General features: G+C 73.7%; 15 protein-coding genes and 1 pseudogene. 6 read left to right on the forward strand and 10 right to left on the reverse strand.

The features are described from left to right. The 3 genes and pseudogenes from ACGF15_RS15045 to ACGF15_RS15055 all read left to right on the forward strand — a co-directional run. Positions 1-262: pseudogene (locus tag ACGF15_RS15045) on the forward strand (hypothetical protein); the annotation flags it as partial. Between the two features lie 155 nt (positions 263-417). Beyond that, positions 418-1137, forward strand: a complete 720-nt coding sequence (locus ACGF15_RS15050; RefSeq protein WP_362614878.1) for a class F sortase — start codon at positions 418-420, stop codon at positions 1135-1137. A 311-nt stretch (positions 1138-1448) separates the two neighbouring features. Continuing rightward, entirely contained in the window at positions 1449-1967 is a 519-nt protein-coding gene (locus ACGF15_RS15055) for an SSI family serine proteinase inhibitor (protein WP_345614873.1), read from the forward strand. Between the two features lie 109 nt (positions 1968-2076). Here ACGF15_RS15055 and ACGF15_RS15060 read toward each other — a convergent pair whose 3' ends face one another. The 5 genes from ACGF15_RS15060 to ACGF15_RS15080 all read right to left on the reverse strand — a co-directional run bounded on the left by ACGF15_RS15060 (position 2077) and on the right by ACGF15_RS15080 (position 6635). After that, positions 2077-2241 carry a hypothetical protein gene (locus ACGF15_RS15060; RefSeq protein WP_345614872.1) on the reverse strand — a complete coding sequence of 55 codons (165 nt, stop codon included), beginning with the start codon at positions 2239-2241 and terminating at the stop codon, positions 2077-2079. 111 nt (positions 2242-2352) lie between these two features. Beyond that, complete coding sequence (locus tag ACGF15_RS15065) at positions 2353-3312, reverse strand: cytochrome c oxidase assembly protein (protein ID WP_345614871.1); 960 nt, start codon at positions 3310-3312, stop codon at positions 2353-2355. 115 nt (positions 3313-3427) lie between these two features. Beyond that, positions 3428-4453 carry a 6-phosphofructokinase gene (locus ACGF15_RS15070; protein ID WP_345614870.1) on the reverse strand — a complete coding sequence of 342 codons (1026 nt, stop codon included), beginning with the start codon at positions 4451-4453 and terminating at the stop codon, positions 3428-3430. A gap of 186 nt (positions 4454-4639) precedes the next feature. Further along, positions 4640-5368, reverse strand: coding sequence for a glutamine amidotransferase (locus ACGF15_RS15075; protein WP_345614869.1), 729 nt, complete (start codon positions 5366-5368; stop codon positions 4640-4642). Positions 5369-5399: 31 nt separating this feature from the next. Further along, on the reverse strand, positions 5400-6635 hold the full coding sequence (locus ACGF15_RS15080; RefSeq protein ID WP_345614868.1) for a MurT ligase domain-containing protein: 1236 nt from the start codon (positions 6633-6635) through the stop codon (positions 5400-5402). A gap of 116 nt (positions 6636-6751) precedes the next feature. Here ACGF15_RS15080 and def point away from each other — a divergent pair, with 116 nt between their 5' ends. Next, positions 6752-7327: a peptide deformylase gene (gene def / locus ACGF15_RS15085; RefSeq protein ID WP_362615651.1), complete on the forward strand. Its 576-nt coding sequence runs from the start codon at positions 6752-6754 to the stop codon at positions 7325-7327. Positions 7328-7403: 76 nt separating this feature from the next. On the opposite strand, the gene ACGF15_RS15090 is transcribed toward def, so the two are convergent. Continuing rightward, positions 7404-8054, reverse strand: coding sequence for a TetR family transcriptional regulator (locus ACGF15_RS15090; RefSeq protein ID WP_345614866.1), 651 nt, complete (start codon positions 8052-8054; stop codon positions 7404-7406). Between the two features lie 163 nt (positions 8055-8217). Between ACGF15_RS15090 and ACGF15_RS15095 the strand changes: the two genes are divergently transcribed. Continuing rightward, the gene (locus ACGF15_RS15095) at positions 8218-9444 is read left to right on the forward strand and encodes an acyl-CoA dehydrogenase family protein (protein WP_392799183.1); all 1227 of its coding nucleotides are present in this window, start codon (positions 8218-8220) and stop codon (positions 9442-9444) included. A 71-nt stretch (positions 9445-9515) separates the two neighbouring features. Here the strand turns inward: ACGF15_RS15095 and ACGF15_RS15100 are convergent, their stop codons facing one another. Further along, complete coding sequence (locus ACGF15_RS15100; protein WP_392799186.1) at positions 9516-10001, reverse strand: glutathione peroxidase; 486 nt, start codon at positions 9999-10001, stop codon at positions 9516-9518. A gap of 60 nt (positions 10002-10061) precedes the next feature. Continuing rightward, positions 10062-12575 carry a DUF3516 domain-containing protein gene (locus tag ACGF15_RS15105; protein WP_345614862.1) on the reverse strand — a complete coding sequence of 838 codons (2514 nt, stop codon included), beginning with the start codon at positions 12573-12575 and terminating at the stop codon, positions 10062-10064. A gap of 124 nt (positions 12576-12699) precedes the next feature. Between ACGF15_RS15105 and ACGF15_RS15110 the strand changes: the two genes are divergently transcribed. Beyond that, the gene (locus ACGF15_RS15110; RefSeq protein ID WP_345614861.1) at positions 12700-13491 is read left to right on the forward strand and encodes a metal-dependent hydrolase; all 792 of its coding nucleotides are present in this window, start codon (positions 12700-12702) and stop codon (positions 13489-13491) included. 46 nt (positions 13492-13537) lie between these two features. On the opposite strand, the gene ACGF15_RS15115 is transcribed toward ACGF15_RS15110, so the two are convergent. After that, entirely contained in the window at positions 13538-15319 is a 1782-nt protein-coding gene (locus ACGF15_RS15115; RefSeq protein ID WP_392799191.1) for an ABC transporter ATP-binding protein, read from the reverse strand. After that, on the reverse strand, positions 15316-17157 hold the full coding sequence (locus ACGF15_RS15120) for an ABC transporter transmembrane domain-containing protein (RefSeq protein ID WP_392799194.1): 1842 nt from the start codon (positions 17155-17157) through the stop codon (positions 15316-15318). Before ACGF15_RS15120 ends, ACGF15_RS15115 begins: the two co-directional genes overlap by 4 nt. Between the last annotated feature and the right edge of the window lie 45 nt (positions 17158-17202).

Below are 17202 nucleotides of genomic sequence, written 5' to 3' on the forward strand. Positions count from 1 at the left end.
CGCCGGTGGCGGTGCTCTCGCCGCGGTCTCGGCCGACGACTGGAGCAAGGACAACGGCTCCGACGAGAAGAAGTGGGAGAAGGGCGACGAGGAGAAGTCCTGGAAGCACGACAAGCCCCGCGGCGGCGTCCACGCCGGTGGCGGCGGCACGGCCCTGTCCGGCGGCGGCCTGGCCGCGGGCGCGGTCCTGCTGCTCGGCGGTCTCGGCGCGGGCGCCATGGTGATGCGCCGTCGCGGAGCGACCGGCTCCGCCGCCGCCTGACCTCCTCGCCCCGCACTCCGCGTCGCGGCTGCCGCCCTGCCGGGCGGCGGCCGCGACGCCGGTCGTCTCCACCCGGTCGTCCCCACCCGGCCGTCCGGCCCAGGTCCCCGGCCCGGACGGTACGCACCACCTCCAGGCAGTGAAAGGTCCGCAGCATGGCCTCCCCGCAGCGCCCCGATTCCTCCCGCCCTTCCTTCTCCGCCGCCCGTTCGCTCGGGCGCGCCCTGCTCTGGCCGGTCGTCGCCTGCCTCCTCGGCCTCCTGCTGATCTACAACTCCTTCGGTCCGCCCGACGACGCCAAGCCCGCCTCGGCGGCCGCGCCGAAGCCCAGCGCCGCCGCCTCCCCCGCCGCCTCCGCCGCACCTTCCGCGTCCCCGGCGCAGAAACCGGCCGAGAAGCCCCTGTCCCTGCCCCGCTCCGAGCCGACCCGGCTGAAGATCGCGGCGATCGCCGTGGACGCCCCGTTCACGGGCCTGTCCATCGGCAAGGACGGCACCCTTGACGCGCCGCCCCCGGACGACCGCAACCTGGTGGGCTGGTTCCAGGACGGTGTGACCCCGGGCGAACTCGGGACGTCGATCATCGCCGGACATGTCGACACCACCACCGGCCCCGCCGTCTTCCTCCAGCTGAGGATGCTGAAGAAGGGCAGCACGGTGGACGTCGTCCGGGCCGACGGGACGACCGCGCGCTTCGTGGTCGACGAGGTGGAGAACTTCAGGAAGGACGACTTCCCCGACGAGCGGGTCTACGCCGACACCCCCGACGCCCAGCTGCGTCTGATCACCTGCGGGGGCGCGTACGACCGGAAGACCAAGGACTACACCGAGAACGTGGTCGTCTTCGCCCACCTCGCGTCCGCGCCCAAGGCATAGCCCGCGACAGCGCCCGAGCGGCCCCCTCCGGCGCCGCCTCCCGTAAGGGGCGTGCCCTCGCCCGGTCAGCGGACCGGGCGAGGGCACGCCCCCTACGTCCGTCCGCCGCCCCTCCGCGCGCCGGCCGGGCCCGCCGCCCTCGCCGCCCCGGGACCGCGCCGGTGCGCAGCCGTACGGGCCAACCCCGGCGCCCCTCGGCGGTACCCGTCGGCGCGGCGCCTTGCGGGGCACCCGGCCCCGGCGGTCCGCTGTGCCTCGCCCCCGCACAGCCTCCGCCGGCCGACGGCCGGCCTCCCCGCCAGGAGTAGCGCATGCACCGCACCCGAGCCCTTGCCGCAGCTGCCCTGCTCGCCCTCGCGGCGGCCGTCCCGGTGACGGCAGCGCCCGCCGCGGCCCTCCCCGTGCCGCCCACCGACACCCCCACCGTGTCCGGGACCGTGCCCGAGGACGCCCCGGGGGACACGCCCACCGACACCCCCACCGTGTCCGGGACCGTGCCCGAGGACGCCCCCGGGGAGCAGACGCCGGCCCGGAGGCTGTTCCTGACCGTCTCGGGTGCCGAGAACACCTGGATCAGGGGCGTCGTGCTGAGCTGCGCCCCCCAGCCGGCCGGCCCCCATCCGGAGGCGGCCGAGGCCTGCGCCGAGCTGGAGGCGGTGGACGGGCACCTGGACCGCCTCCCGGGCGACGCCCAGCCCTGCACCAAGCAGTACGACCCGGTGACCGTCAGTGCGACCGGGGCCTGGCGCGGGCGCCCCACCTCCTGGCGCAGGACCTTCGCCAACGCGTGCGAGCTGACCGCCACCACGGGCCCGGTCTTCCGGTTCTGACCGCGGCTCCGGCCCGGGGACGGCCCGCGGCGCGGCCGAAGCGCCCCGGGGGTGCCCTCCCGGCCCCGCGGGCGGCCCCCGCTCCCGGCCGGGGCCGCGCGGGACCTGCTCAGGTGCTGCGCGAGGTGACCACGCCGAGCGTCACCAGGCCCAGCACGATCCAGCCGAACCAGAGCCAGCCGTTGCTGCCGAGCGCCGCCGTGTAGGCCGTCACGGCCACCAGGGAGCCGACGGTGAGCGCTCCCATGGCCTTGGCACCGGATATCCGGGACATCTGCGCCCTCCTTCGACGGCGGGGCCTGTCGGGACCATGGTCGCCCCTGCCCCCGCCGCGGCGCCACCGCCGGGCGGCCCGCACCCCCGGCGGGCGCAGCCCCCGCCCGGGCTATCCGGCCCGGTTCCCCCGGGCCTGGAGCGAGGCGAGATAGGCGTTGTACGCCTCCAGCTCCTTGTCGCCGTCCCGGTCCGCCGCCCGGTCCCGCCGCTTGGCCACCCGCTGCTCGGACCGGTACCACTGGAAGACCAGTGCGAGGAGCACCAGCACGGACGGGATCTCGCTGAAGGCCCAGGCGATTCCGCCCGCCGCGTTCTGGTCGGTCAGCGCGTCGATGCCCAGCGAGGCCGGCGGGCTGCTGTAGGTCCCGATCATCGGCTCGGACGCCATCATCAGGGCGATGCCGAAGAAGGCGTGGAAGGGCATGCCCGCGAACAGCTCCAGCATCCGCATCACGTACCCCGGCCGGTGGGGACCGGGGTCCACGCCCATGATCGGCCAGAAGAAGACCAGGCCCACGGCCAGGAAGTGCACCATCATCGCGAGGTGGCCCGCCGTGGAGCCCATCAGGAAGTCGAACAGCGGGGTGAAGTAGAGGCCGTAGAGGCTGGCGATGAAGAGGGGGATCGTGAAGGCAGGGTGCGTGACCACCCGGATGTAGCGGCTGTGCAGCAGCTTCAGCAGCAGCTCACGGGGCCCGGAGCGTCCGCGGCCGGCCACCGGCAGCGCGCGCAGCGCCAGTGTGATCGGAGCCCCGAGCAGCAGCACGATCGGCGACAGCATGCTGATCACCATGTGCTGCACCATGTGCACGCTGAACATGACCATGCCGTAGTCGTTGAGCTTGGTGCACATCACCAGCGCCACGCTCAGCACGCCCGCGGTGAACATCACCGTGCGGCTCACCGGCCAGGCGTCGCCGCGGCGGCGCAGCCGCACCACGCCCCACCCGTAGAGCCCGAGCGCCACCAGGCAGCCCACGAGGAAGAACGGCTCCGGGGAGAGCTCCAGCCCCCGTCCCAGCGTGAACGGCGGCAGATCCATGGTCATGCCGTGCCCGCTGTGATCCATCTGTGTACTCCCCGGACCTGCCGATTCGTGCCTGTTGTCCGGACCAGACTAGATGTGCCCCCGGCCGCAGCCGCGGCCGGGGGCACATCGGAAGGTCACGTGCCGGGGCGGGAGGTCAGAGCACGCACTCGGCCTCGGCGTAGCGGTCCGCCGGGACCGTCTTGAGCGTCCGGGTGGCGTCGGCCAGCGGCACCATCGCGATGTCGGTCCCGCGCAGCGCGGTCAGCATCCCGAACTCCCCGCGGTGGGCGGCCTCCACGGCGTGCCAGCCGAAGCGGGTGGCGAGGACCCGGTCGTACGCGGTCGGTGTGCCGCCCCGCTGGACATGGCCGAGGATCACCGGCCGGGCCTCCTTGCCCAGTCGGTGCTCCAGCTCGATGGAGAGCTGGCGGGCGACGCCGGCGAAGCGCTCGTGGCCGTAGATGTCCTTGCCGCCCTCGTCCCAGGCCATGCTGCCCTCGCGCGGCTTCGCGCCCTCCGCGACCACCACGATGGCGAACTTCTTGCCCTGGGAGAAGCGCTCGCCGACCCGGGCGGTGAGCTCCTCTATGTCGAAGGGGCGCTCCGGGACGACGATCGCGTGCGCACCGGCCGCCATGCCCGAGTGGAGGGCGATCCAGCCGGTGTGCCGGCCCATGACCTCCACGATCAGCACGCGCTGGTGGGACTCGGCCGTGGTCTTCAGACGGTCCAGGGCCTCGGTGGCCACGCCGACGGCCGTGTCGAAGCCGAAGGTCACGTCCGTGGAGGCGATGTCGTTGTCGATCGTCTTCGGCACGCCCACGATCGGCAGCCCGGCCTCCGACAGCAGGTTGGCGGCCTTGAGGGTGCCCTCGCCCCCGATCGGGATGATCGCGTCCAGGCCCAGGTCGGCCACGTGCCCCCTGGCGCGCTCCACGCCGTCGACCAGGTGCGCGGGCTGCACACGGGAGGATCCCAGGATGGTGCCGCCGCGGGCCAGGATGCCGGAGACGGCGTCCAGGTCGAGCTTGCGGTAGTCGCACTCCAGCAGGCCCTTCCAGCCGTCGTGGAATCCGATGACCTCGTCGCCGTGGTCGACGACGGCACGGTGCACGACGGAGCGGATGACGGCGTTCAGACCGGGGCAGTCGCCGCCGGAGGTGAGCACACCAATGCGCATAGCCCGAGAACCTTTACAACGTGGGCAGACTCCCGGACCACGTCGTCCGGTGGGATCCCTGTCACCCTACCGGCGCCGGGGGCCCGTTCCTAAACGGGCGTCCGCCTGCTGGGACCATGTCGGCGGCCCTTCGCTCAGCTGAGCGAAGGGCCGCCGACATGGGCGCTCGGGTGAGCGCGGGGGGTGTCAGGCGGGCTGTGTCGCGGCCGCGATCCGCTCCGCCCGGAGCGCCTCGTACCACCGGTCGTCGGTCGGCGGCAGGGCGTTCACATCGAGGGCCAGCTTCAGCAGCAGGTCCGCGATCTGCGGGTTGCGCGCCATCACCGGCCCGTGCATGTAGGTGCCGAAGACGGTGCCGTTGTACGCGCCCTCGGTGCCGTCCCCCGTGCCGTTGCCGCGGCCGAAGACGGTGCGCGCGAAGGGGCGCGCCGTCGGGCCGAGATGGGTGATGCCCTGGTGGTTCTCGAAGCCGGTCAGCTGGGGCAGGCCCAGCCGCGGGTCGATGTCCGCGAGGACGTCGCCCACGCACCGGTCGCCCTCGCCGCGGGTGGACACCACGTCGAGGAGCCCGAGCCCCGGCTCGCGCTCGCCGAGGTCGTTGATGAACTCGTGGCCGAGGATCTGGTAGCCCGCGCAGACCGAGAAGATGATCGCGCCGTTGGACGACGCACGGCTCAGGCCGCCGTCGCGCCGCAGCCGCTCGGCCGCCAGGCGCTGCGGGCGGTCCTCGCCGCCGCCGATCAGGTAGATGTCGCCGGAGGTGGGGACGGGCTGGTCGCTGCGGACGTCGATCCGCATCACGTCCAGGCCGCGCTGACGGGCGCGGCGCTCGACGACGAGGGCGTTGCCCTGGTCCCCGTAGGTGCTGAGCAGGTCGGGGTAGACCCACACCAGACGGAGGCTGCTGTCACTCATGTCTCTCAAGTCCTTTCCGCCGGTCCGCTGCTCAGTTGCCGACCCGGCGGCGCACGTCCTGGAAGGCGGTGTAGTTGGCGATCAGCTCGATGCGCCCGGGGGGCGCCGACTGCACGGCCTCGTCCACCGTCTCGCACACCCGGAAGTCCAGGCCCGCGACCTCCAGGCGCACGGCGAGGTCCAGCCTGCGGTCGCCGATGACGAAGATGGGGTGCCCGGCCAGCCGGGTGTAGTCCACGTCCCACAGCCACGAGGTGTCGGTGCCGTCCGCCCCCCGCGCGTTGACGGAGAGGACCACCGGCGTCGGCGGCGGGTCGATCAGGGAGAAGGTCTCCAGCCATCCGGCCGGGTTCTTCGCCAGCAGCAGCCGCACGTCCCGGCCGAGGAAGTTCACCACGTCGTAGCGGCCGGCCACGGCCTGCACCTGGTACATGCGCTCCAGGGCGACCTGCGGCGGCACACCGAAGGCGGCGGCGACCGCGGCCGAGGTGGCGGCGTTCGCCCGGTTGGCGCGGCCCGGCAGCTGCAGCCGGATCGGCCATGCGCTGCCGTGCGGGTCGAGGACGTGCTCGCCGCTGAGCACCCAGGTCGGGGCGGGGCGCCGGAAGCCGCACTCGCCGCAGAACCAGTCGTCGCCCGGGCGCTGCATCACACCGCCGCAGGACGGGCACGACCAGGCGTCGTCCTTCCACTCCTGCCCCGCGGCCACCCAGACGACGTTGGGGGAGGACGACGCGGCCCACACCACCAGCGGGTCGTCGGCGTTGGCGATCACGACGGCCTTGGTGCCGGTCAGCCCCTCGCGCCACTTCTCGGCCAGCATCCGCGTCTCGGCGGCGCGGTCGAGCTGGTCGCGGGAGAGGTTGAGCAGCGCGATCGCCTTGGGGGTGACGTCCTTCGCCACGCCGGCGAGGTACTTCTCGTCCACCTCGATCACGCCGAACCGGGCCTCGCCGCCGCCGGACAGCGCCGAGGTGATGCCCGCGGGCATGTTGGCGCCGAGGGCGTTCGACACGACGGGGCCCGCGGCGCGCAGTGCCTCGGCGATCAGCCGCGTGGTGGTCGTCTTGCCGTTCGTCGCCGACACGAGGACCACGTCCAGGTGCTGCGCGAGCCGCCCCAGCAGGTCGGGGTCGAGCTTGAGCGCGACCCGGCCGCCGATCACCGACCCGCTTCCGCGTCCGGCGGCGCGGGACACCGCCGCCGCGGCCTTGCCCGCCGTCACGGCCAGCTTGGCACGCGGCGTCAGCTCCGAGTTGCCTGACATCGTCCTTGATCCTCCTTGCGTCGGTCCGGAGTCAGCCTATCGACCTCTCCGCGGCGGCCAGTACCTCGGCACCACCGGGAAACGGCGAGGTCGCTCCGGAACGTACGCTGGTCGCCATGCGAAACCGGCCGATCCCCGGCAGTTCCGGACTCGTCAGGCCCATGAGCCTGCTCGGGGCGCCCGTGCTGCACGCCCCCTGCGAGACCGTCACCGACTTCGGGGCGCCGCTCGCCCGCCTCGTCGAGGACATGTTCGCGACGATGTACGCGGCGCGGGGTGTGGGCCTCGCGGCCAACCAGGTGGGCGAGGCCCTGCGGGTCTTCGTCTACGACTGCCCCGACGACGAGGACCTGCGCCATCTCGGCCACGTGGTGAACCCGCGCCTGGTCGAGGCCGACGGCCTCGTGGTCCGGGGGCCGGAGGGCTGCCTCTCGCTGCCCGGGCTGGAGGCGCCCACCGAGCGGTTCGACCGGGCGGTGGTGGAAGGGGTGAGCGCGGACGGTTCGCCGGTGCGGATCGAGGGGACCGGGTTCTTCGCCCGCTGCCTCCAGCACGAGTGCGACCACCTCGACGGCCTCCTCTACGCCGACCGGCTCCCCTCCCGGCGCCGGGCACGGCTGGCCCGGGGCGTGCGCAGGGCGCCGTGGGGCACACCCGAGCGGCACGCGCGGCTGGCCGGTCCGGTGTCCTGACCCGGTCCGGCGCCCGGGCCGGGTGGGGCCTTCCGGCCCGGTGCGGCCCGGCGGCCGTCCGCCCGGCCGCGCGGGGTCACCCGCCGGCTCCCGGGCGGGCGCCCGGGCGGTCGGGCACCCCGAAGAGGCGCCCGCACAGCAGGTCCGTCAGGGTCTCGACCAACTCGGCCCGCCCGCAGGGGCGTTCCCCGAGCCACCAGTCGCCCGCCGCGTGCATCATCCCGACGATCCCGTGGCCCCACACCCGGGCGACCAGGTCGCCCCGGGGGCCGAGGTCCACCCGGTCGGCGACGACCTTGCCCAGCTCCTCGCCGAGGCGCCGCAGCAGGGGCGCCGAGTGGCGCCCCACGTCGAAGCCCTGCTCGGAGCCCCCGGCGGCCCCGTCGTCGGCCGGGTGCATCAGGAAGCGGTAGACCTGGGGGCGGGCCTCGATGGCCGCGAGGTAGGTGTCCAGCGTGCCCGCGACCTGGCGGCGGCGGTCGCCGGGCGTGTCCACGGCGATCTGCAGGGCGCGCAGCAGGGCGTCGGTGTGGCGCTTGGCCAGCGCCCGGTAGAGACCGCCCTTGTCCCCGAAGTGGCGGTAGAGGATGGGCTTGGTGATCCCGGCCTCGGCGGCTATGGCGTTCATCGAGGCGCCCGGCCCGTCCCGCAGCACCACCCGCTCCGCCGCCTCCAGCAGTTCGCGCCGCCGCTCCTCGCCCGACCGCTGGTGATGCGTCGTCGCCATGGATGTCTCTCCCCGCCCTTGCGATTGCGTGACGCGCAAAGTAGCACCCGTGTGTTCGAACCGATCATCCGACCGGCTCGGTTGACAGCCCCTACTGATCGGTAACAGACTTTCGTTACCGCAAGTAACGCGCTGGTTGGGGCGCCGTAGTGCTGGAGGGGTCATGGCCGAGTTCACGCTCGATCTCAACGAGGACCAGAAGCAGGTCCGCGACTGGCTGAACGGATTCGCCAGGAACGTCATGCGCCCGGCGGCCGCGGAGTGGGACGAGCGCGAGGAGACGCCCTGGCCCGTCATCCAGGAGGCCGCCAAGCTCGGCATCTACTCCCTGGACTTCTACGCCCAGCAGTTCTTCGACCCCACCGGCCTCGGCATCCCGATGACGATGGAGGAGCTCTTCTGGGGCGACGCGGGCATCGCCCTGTCCATCGTCGGCACCGGCCTCGCCGCGGTCGGCGTCATCGCCAACGGCACCGAGGAGCAGATCGGCACCTGGATCCCGCAGATGTACGGCGACACCCACGACGTCAAGGTCGCCGCCTTCTGCTCCTCCGAGCCCGACGCCGGAAGCGACGTCTCCGCCATGCGCACCCGCGCCGTCTACGACGAGGCCAAGGACGAATGGGTCCTCGACGGCACCAAGACCTGGGCCACCAACGGCGGAATCGCCAACGTCCACGTCGTCGTCGCCGTCGTCGACCCCGGCCTCGGCTCCAAGGGCCACGCCTCCTTCATCGTCCCCCCGGGCACCCCCGGGCTCTCCCAGGGCCAGAAGTTCCGCAAGCACGGCATCCGCGCCTCCCACACCGCCGAGGTGGTTCTGGAGGACGTCCGCGTCCCCGGCGCCTGCCTCCTCGGCGGCAAGGAGAAGCTCGACGAGCGCCTGGCCCGCGCCCGCGAGCGGGCCAGGGCCGGGGGAGAGCGGGTCAAGAACGCGGCCATGGCCACGTTCGAGGCATCCCGCCCGGCCGTCGGCGCCATGGCCGTGGGCACCGCCCGCGCCGCCTACGAGGAGGCGCTGGAGTACGCCATGACCCGCGAGCAGTTCGGCCGCCCGGTCATCGACAACCAGGGCGTCGCCTTCCAGCTCGCGGACATGCGCACGCAGATCGACGCGGCCCGCCTCCTGGTCTGGCGCGCCTCCTGGATGGCCACCGCAGGAAAGCCGTTCACCGCGGCCGAGGGCTCCATGTCCAAGCTCTTCGCCAGCGAGACGGCCAAGAAGGTCACCGCGCAGGCCATCCAGATCCTCGGCGGCAACGGCTACACCCGGGAGTACCCGGTGGAGCGGATGCACCGGGACGCGGCCATCTACACGATCTTCGAGGGGACCAGCGAGATCCAGCGCCTGGTCATCGCCCGCACCCTGTCGGGCATGCCCATCCGCTGACCTCCCGGACACCGGAAACGACGGGCCCGCGGCTCCCCCTCGAAGGGGGAGCCGCGGGCCCGTCGCGAGGCTCAGGAGGCCAGCAGCGCCTCGATCGCCGCCACGACCTCGGGCGCCTCCGGTTCGGTGCGCGGGCGGAAGCGCGCCACCCGGCCCGACGGCGCGACGAGGAACTTCTCGAAGTTCCACTGCACGTCGCCCGCCTCGCCCTCCGCGTCCTGCACCGCGGTCAGCTCCGCGAACAGCGGATGCCGGCCGGCGCCGTTCACCTCCGCCTTCTCCAGCAGCGGGAAGCTCACCCCGTACGTCGCCGAGCAGAACTCGGCGATCTCCTGCGCACTGCCCGGCTCCTGCCCGGCGAACTGGTTGCACGGCACCCCGAGCACCGTGAACCCGCGCCCGGCGTACGTCTTCTGGAGGCGCTCCAGCCCCTCGTACTGGGGCGTCAGCCCGCAGCGGGAGGCGACGTTCACCACCAGCACCGCCCGCCCGGAGTGCTCGGCGAGCGTGGTGGGCTCACCCGCCAGGGTGCGCAGCGGGATGTCGAACAGGGACATGGGGACTCCTTCTCACCGTGGTCTGCGGGCAGCCTATGCGTCCGCCCGCCCCCGTGCGGCTCAGAGCTGCCCGACGGAGGTGACCCGCACCACGGCCCGGCCCTCCTCGTCCGAGGCCGCCAGGTCCACCTCGGCGCTGATGCCCCAGTCGTGGTCGCCCTCCGGGTCCGCGAAGGTCTGGCGCACCCGCCACAGCCCGTGCGCGGGGTCCTCCTCGATCGACAGCAGCTTCGGCCCCCGGGCGTCGGGGCCGGTGCCGAGGTCCTCGTACTCCTCCCAGTACGCGTCCATCGCCCCCGCCCACGCGTCCTCGTCCCAGCCGGACTCGGCGTCCATGGCGCCCAGTTCGGCCACCTGGTCCAGCGCCGCCAGCTCAACCCTGCGGAACAGGGCGTTGCGGACCAGCACCCTGAAGGCCCGGGCGTTCGCCGTGACCGGCCGGACCTGGTCGGCCTTCTCCTGGGCCTCCTCGGCCGTCTCCACCTCCGGGTTCGCCAGCTGCTCCCACTCGTCGAGCAGGCTGGAGTCCACCTGCCGCACCATCTCGCCCAGCCAGGCGATCAGGTCCTGGAGGTCCTCCGACTTCAGGTCGTCCGGGATCGTGTGGTCCAGCGCCTTGTACGCGCTCGCCAGGTAGCGCAGCACGATGCCCTCGGTGCGGGCCAGCTCGTAGAACGAGGTGAACTCCGTGAACGACAGGGCCCGTTCGTACATGTCCCGGATCACGGACTTCGGCGACACCGGATGGTCGCCCACCCAGGGGTGCGAGCGCCGGTAGGTGTCGTAGGCGTGCCACAGCAGCTCGTCCAGCGGCTTCGGGTAGGAGATGTCCTGGAGGCGCTCCATCCGCTCCTCGTACTCCACCCCCTCGGCCTTCATCGCGCCGACCGCCTCGCCGCGCGCCTTGTTCTGCTGCGCCGCCAGGATCTGCCGCGGGTCGTCCAGGGTCGACTCCACCACGGACACCATGTCCAGCGCGTACGAGGGCGATTCCGGGTCGAGCAGGTCGAACGCGGCCAGGGCGAAGGTGGACAGCGCCTGGTTGAGGGCGAAGTCCTGCTGGAAGTCGACCGTCAGCCGCACGATCCGCCCCTGGGCGTCGGGCGTGTCCAGCCGCTCCACGATCCCGCCGTCCAGCAGCGAGCGGTAGATCGCGATGGCCCGCCGGATGTGCCGCAGCTGCTGCCGGCGCGGCTCGTGGTTGTCCTCCAGCAGCCTGCGCATCGCCTCGAAGGCGTTCCCCGGGCGGGCGATCACCGACAGCAGCATCGCGTGGGTGACCTTGAACCGCGAGGTCAGCGGTTCGGGATCGGAGGCGATCAGCTTCTCGAAGGAGTTCTGCGACCAGGCGACGAAACCCTCCGGCGCCTTCTTGCGGACCACCTTCCGCTTCTTCTTCGGATCGTCCCCGGCCTTGGCCAGCGCCTTCTCGTTCTCGATGACGTGCTCGGGCGCCTGCGCCACCACGAAGCCGGCCGTGTCGAACCCGGCCCGCCCCGCCCGGCCCGCGATCTGGTGGAACTCCCGGGAGCGCAGCACCCGCACCCGGTTGCCGTCGTACTTGGTGAGCGCCGTGAACAGCACCGTGCGGATGGGCACGTTGACCCCGACCCCCAGGGTGTCCGTGCCGCAGATGACCTTCAGCAGACCGGCCTGCGCCAGCTTCTCCACCAGCCGCCGGTACTTGGGGAGCATCCCCGCGTGGTGCACCCCGATGCCGTGCCGCACGTAGCGGGAGAGGTTGCGCCCGAACTTGGTGGTGAAGCGGAAGTTGCCGATCAGCTCGGCGATCCGGTCCTTCTCCTCCCGCGTGCACATGTTGATGCTCATCAGCGACTGGGCCCGCTCCACCGCCTGCGCCTGGGTGAAGTGCACGATGTAGACGGGGGCCTGCTTCGTCTCCAGCAGCTCGGTCAGCGTCTCGGTGATCGGCGTGGTGCGGTACTCGTAGGACAGCGGGACCGGACGGGTGGCCGAGCGCACCACGGCCGTCTCCCGGCCGGTGCGCCGGGTGAGGTCCTTCTCGAACATCGAGACGTCGCCGAGCGTCGCCGACATCAGCACGAACTGCGCCTGGGGGAGCTCCAGCAGCGGGATCTGCCACGCCCAGCCCCGGTCCTGCTCCGCATAGAAGTGGAACTCGTCCATCACCACCTGGCCGACGTCGGCGTCCCTGCCGTCGCGCAGGGCGATGGACGCCAGCACCTCGGCGGTGCAGCAGATCACCGGGGCGTCCGCGTTGACCGAGGCGTCGCCCGTCAGCATGCCCACGTTCTCGGTGCCGAACAGCTTGCACAGGTCGAAGAACTTCTCCGACACCAGGGCCTTGATCGGCGCCGTGTAGAAGGTGACCTCGTCACGGGCCAGCGCCGCGAAGTGCGCACCCGCGGCGACCAGGCTCTTCCCGGAACCGGTGGGGGTCGACAGGATGACGTTCGCCCCCGAGACCACCTCGATCAGCGCCTCCTCCTGAGCCGGATAGAGCGTGATGCCCTGGTCCTCGGCCCAGGTGGAGAAGGCCTCGTAGAGGGCGTCGGGGTCGGCGTCGGGCGGCAGCTGATCGATGAGGGTCACGCACCCATCTTGCCTGCCTTCCGCCGCGATCAGGGAACCGGCCGTCGCCCCCGAAGATCACGGCAGGTACGCTGCCTCCTCAACTCGGGTCGAGCACAACAGCGATGGGGCGGGGTACACGCACATGATGGGACCGGCGCACTCACTCTCCGGGGCGGCGGCATGGCTGGGGGTGGGAGCCGCGGCCGCGGCGGCCGACCACCCCATGCCCTGGCCGGTGCTCGTGGTCGGGGCCCTGATCTGCGCGGGCGCCGCCCTCGCCCCCGACCTGGACCACAAGGCCGCCACGATCTCCCGGGCCTTCGGGCCGGTCTCCCGCACGCTGTGCGAGGTCGTGGACAAGCTCTCCTACGCGGTCTACAAGGCGACCCGGAAGCCGGGGGACTCACGGCGCACCGGCGGCCACCGCACCCTCACCCACACCTGGCTGTGGGCCGTGCTCGTCGGCGGCGGCGCCGCGGTGCTGGCCGCCGCGGGCGGGCGCTGGGCGGTGCTCGCCATCCTCTTCGTGCACATGGTGCTCGCCGTCGAAGGGCTGCTGTGGCGCGCCGCGCGGGTCTCCAGCGACGTCCTGGTCTGGCTGCTCGGCGCCACCAGCGCCTGGATCCTCGCCGGGGTGCTGGACAAGCCGGGCAACGGCTCCGACTGGCTGTTCTCCGCCCCCGGCCAGGAGTACCTGTGGCTGGGGCTGCCCATCGTCCTGGGCGCCCTCGTCCACGACCTGGGCGACGCGCTGACCGTCTCCGGCTGCCCGATCCTGTGGCCCATCCCGGTGGGGCGCAAGCGCTGGTACCCGATCGGCCCGCCCAAGGCGATGCGCTTCCGCGCGGGCAGCTGGGTGGAGCTGAAGGTCCTGATGCCGGCCTTCATGGTGCTCGGGGGCGTGGGCGGGGCCGTGGCGCTCAACGTCTTCTGACCCCGCCCGCGGCGCCCACGCCCCCTCGGCCGGGCGCCGGCGCCGCTCAGCCGTGCCAGGAGCGCCAGAGCGCCGCGTACGCACCGTCCGCCGCGACCAGCTCCGCATGGCTGCCCAGCTCGCTGATCCGCCCGTCCTCGACCACCGCGATCACGTCCGCGTCGTGCGCCGTGTGGAGCCGGTGGGCGATCGCCACGACCGTCCGCCCGTCCAGCACCCGCGACAGCGAGCGCTCCAGCCGGCGCGCCGCCCGCGGGTCGAGCAGCGAGGTCGCCTCGTCCAGGACCAGCGTGTGCGGGTCGGCCAGCACCAGGCGCGCCAGCGCGATCTGCTGGGCCTGGGCGGGCGTCAGTACCGTGCCCCCGGATCCCACCTCGGTGTCGAGGCCCCCGGGGAGCGCCGAGGCCCACCCCTGAGCGTCCACCGCCCCGAGCGCCGCCCACAGCGCGGCGTCCCCGGCGTCGGGCCGGGCGAGCCGCAGGTTGTCGCGCAGCGCACCCACGAACACGTGGTGCTCCTGGTTGACCAGCGCCACATGCGTGCGGACCCGCTCCGCGGGCATGCGCGCCAGCTCGGCGGCGCCCAGCGTCACCGTGCCCGCCCGCGGTGCGTAGACCCCCGCGAGCAGCCTGCCCAGCGTGGACTTGCCCGCGCCCGACGGACCCACCAGCGCCAGCCGCGTCCCGGGCGCCACCTCCATCGACACCCGGTGCAGCACGTCGACGCCCTCCCGGTAGCCGAAGCGGACCTCCCGGGCGCGGACCTCGCGGCCTTCGGGCCGCAGCCGGCCGTCCCCCGCCTCCGGCTCGATCTCCCGCACGCCGACGAGCCGCCCGAGCGACACCTGCGCCACCTGGAGCTCGTCGTACCAGCGCAGGACCAGGTTGACCGGATCGACCATCATCTGCGCCAGCAGGGCCGAGGTCGTCAGCTGCCCGATCCCGATCCACCCCTGGAGGACGAACACCCCGCCCACCATCAGCACCGAGGCGAGCACCGTCGCATGGGTGAGACTGACGACGGGGAAGAGCACCGAGCGCAGCGCGAGGGTGTACCGCTCCCAGGCCGTCCACTCGCCGATCCGCCGGTCCGACAGCGCCACCCGCCGCCGCCCCAGCCGGTGGGCCTCCACGGTCCGCCCCGCGTCGACGGTCTCCGCCAGCGCGGCCGCGACCGCCGCGTACCCGGCGGCCTCCGACCGGTAGGCCGACGGCGCCCGCCGGAAGTACCAGCGGCACCCCGCGACCAGCAGCGGGACGGCCAGCAGCACCGCCGGCGCCAGCGGCGGGGCGGTGACCGCGAGTCCGCCCAGCAGCAGTGCGACCCACAGCACGCCGATGGCCAGCTGCGGGACGGCCTCCCGCATCGCGTTCGCGAGCCGGTCGACGTCCGTGGTGATCCGGGACAGCAGGTCGCCCGTGCCGGCCCGCTCCAGGACGCCCGGCGGCAGCCTCACCGACCGGACCAGGAAGTCCTCCCGCAGATCGGCCAGCATCCGCTCGCCGAGCGTCGCGGCGCGCAGCCGCATCAGCCGGACGAACACCGCCTGCACCGCGAGCGCCGACGCGAACAGCACCGCGGTGCGCCCCAGACTCAGCTCCGGCGCACCCTCGGCCGCCCGCTGCACCAGCCCGCCCAGCAGCCAGGGCCCCACCATCGACGCGATCACCGCGACCGCGTTGGCGCCGACGAGCGCCGCGAACGCGGTGCGATGACGCCCCAGCAGCTCGCGCACGTAGCTGCGCACCGTCGCCGGGGAGCCCACCGGGAGCGTCGCCGCGACGCGCGGCGCGTCCGGGTCGTGTTCCGGGGGCGCGAGGCCGATCATGCCGTCTCCTCGATGTCGCTCGGGCTGCGTTCGGGGCCGCCGGGTACGCCGCCCGGCACGGGTGGGGGGCCGTCCTCCTCGGGGCGCCGGGACACCACGGCCCGGTAGCCGGGCTCCCGGGCCATCAGCTCCCGGTGGCCGCCCACCGCCGCGACCCGGCCGTCCCGCACCAGCACGACCCGCTCCGCGGCGTCCAGGAGCAGCGGCGAGGAGGTGAGGACGACCGTGGTCCGGCCCGCACGCAGGGCGCTGACACCGCGCGCGATGCGGGCCTCGGTGTGCGCGTCGACGGCCGACGTCGGCTCGTCGAGCACCAGCACCTCGGGGTCGGCCACGAGCGAGCGGGCCAGGGCCAGGCGCTGGCGCTGCCCGCCGGAGAGCGAGCGGCCCCGCTCGGTGATCGGGCCGGCGGCCGGGTCGCCGTCCGGAGCCGCCTGGGCGAGGGCGCCGAGGACATCCGCGCACTGCGCGGCGTCGAGCGCGGTCGCCGGGTCGACCCTGCCGGAGGCCGGGACGTCCAGCAGCTCGGTCAGCGTGCCGGACAGCAGCACCGGGTCCTTGTCCTGGACGAGCACGGCGGCCCGGGCCGCCTCCACCGGCAGCCCCTCCAGCGGCACCCCTCCGAGCAGCACCGACGGCAGGTCCGCCGCGTCCGGCGGATGGCCGCCGAGCCGCTCCGCCAGCCGGCCCGCCGCGTCGGGGTCCCCGCAGACCACGGCGGTCAGCACCCCGGCCGGGGCGAGCAGGCCCGTGGAGGGGTCGTACAGGTCGCCGGCCGGAGCGCCGGACCCGGGCGCGCCCGGGCCGCCGCCGGGTACGGCCGCGGCCGCGCGGGGAGCGGGGGAGCGCTCCAGGCGGAGCACCCGGGCCGCGCGGGCGGCCGAGGGCCGGGAGAAGGAGTACGCCATGGCGATCTCCTCGAACTGGCGCAGCGGGTAGCCCAGCAGCATCACGGCGCTGTACACGGTGACCAACTGCCCCACCCCGATGCGGCCCTCGCCGACCAGGGCGACGCCGTACCAGACGACGCAGATCGAGAGGACCCCCGGGAGGAGCACCTGGAGCGCCGAGATCAGCGACCACATCCGGGCGCTGCGGACGGCGGCACGGCGCACCTCCTGCGAGGCCCGGCGGTAGCGGCCGAGGAAGAGCTCCTCGCCGCCGATGCCGCGCAGCACCCGCAGTCCGGCGACGGTGTCGGCCGCCAGCTCGGTGGCCCGCCCCGCCTTCTCGCGCTGGACGTCGGCGAGCCGGGTGGCCCGCGGCAGCAGGGGCAGCACCCCGAGCGCCAGCACCGGGACCCCCACCGACACCAGGAGGCCGAGTTCGGGCTGGTGCACCAGGAGCGCCGCGCACACCAGCACGACCGTGAGGGCGGCGGCCAGGAAGCGGGAGACCGCCTCCACGAACCAGCCGATCTTCTCGACGTCGCCGGTGGACACCGCCACCACCTCGCCCGCGGCGACCCGGCGGGTCAGCGCCGACCCCAGCGCCGCGGTCCGCCGGGCCAGCAACTGCTGGGTGCGGGCCGCGGCGGTGATCCAGTTCGTGACGGCCGTGCGGTGCAGCATCGTGTCGCCGAGGGCGATGCCCGCGGCCGCGAGGGCCAGCAGACCACCGGCCGAGGCCAGTGCCGGGCCCGAGCCGTCGGCCACGGCCTGCACCGCGCGGCCGACGCCGTAGGACAGGGCCACCACCGACGCGAAGTGCAGCATGCCCCAGCCCAGGGCCCTCAGCTGGCCCCCGAGTTGACGGCGGCCGAGCCACAGCAGGAACCGGGTCCCCGAGCGGGCGTCCGGATCGCCGGGATCGGGATACGGAAGGTCGCGAATCTGCATGACGTCCCAGGGCTCGGCGGCGGGAGGGGGCCGTGCAAGGTTCCC

This window comes from Streptomyces sp. NPDC048001, assembly GCF_043203115.1.
In the GTDB taxonomy this organism is placed as follows: domain Bacteria; phylum Actinomycetota; class Actinomycetes; order Streptomycetales; family Streptomycetaceae; genus Streptomyces; species Streptomyces sanyensis.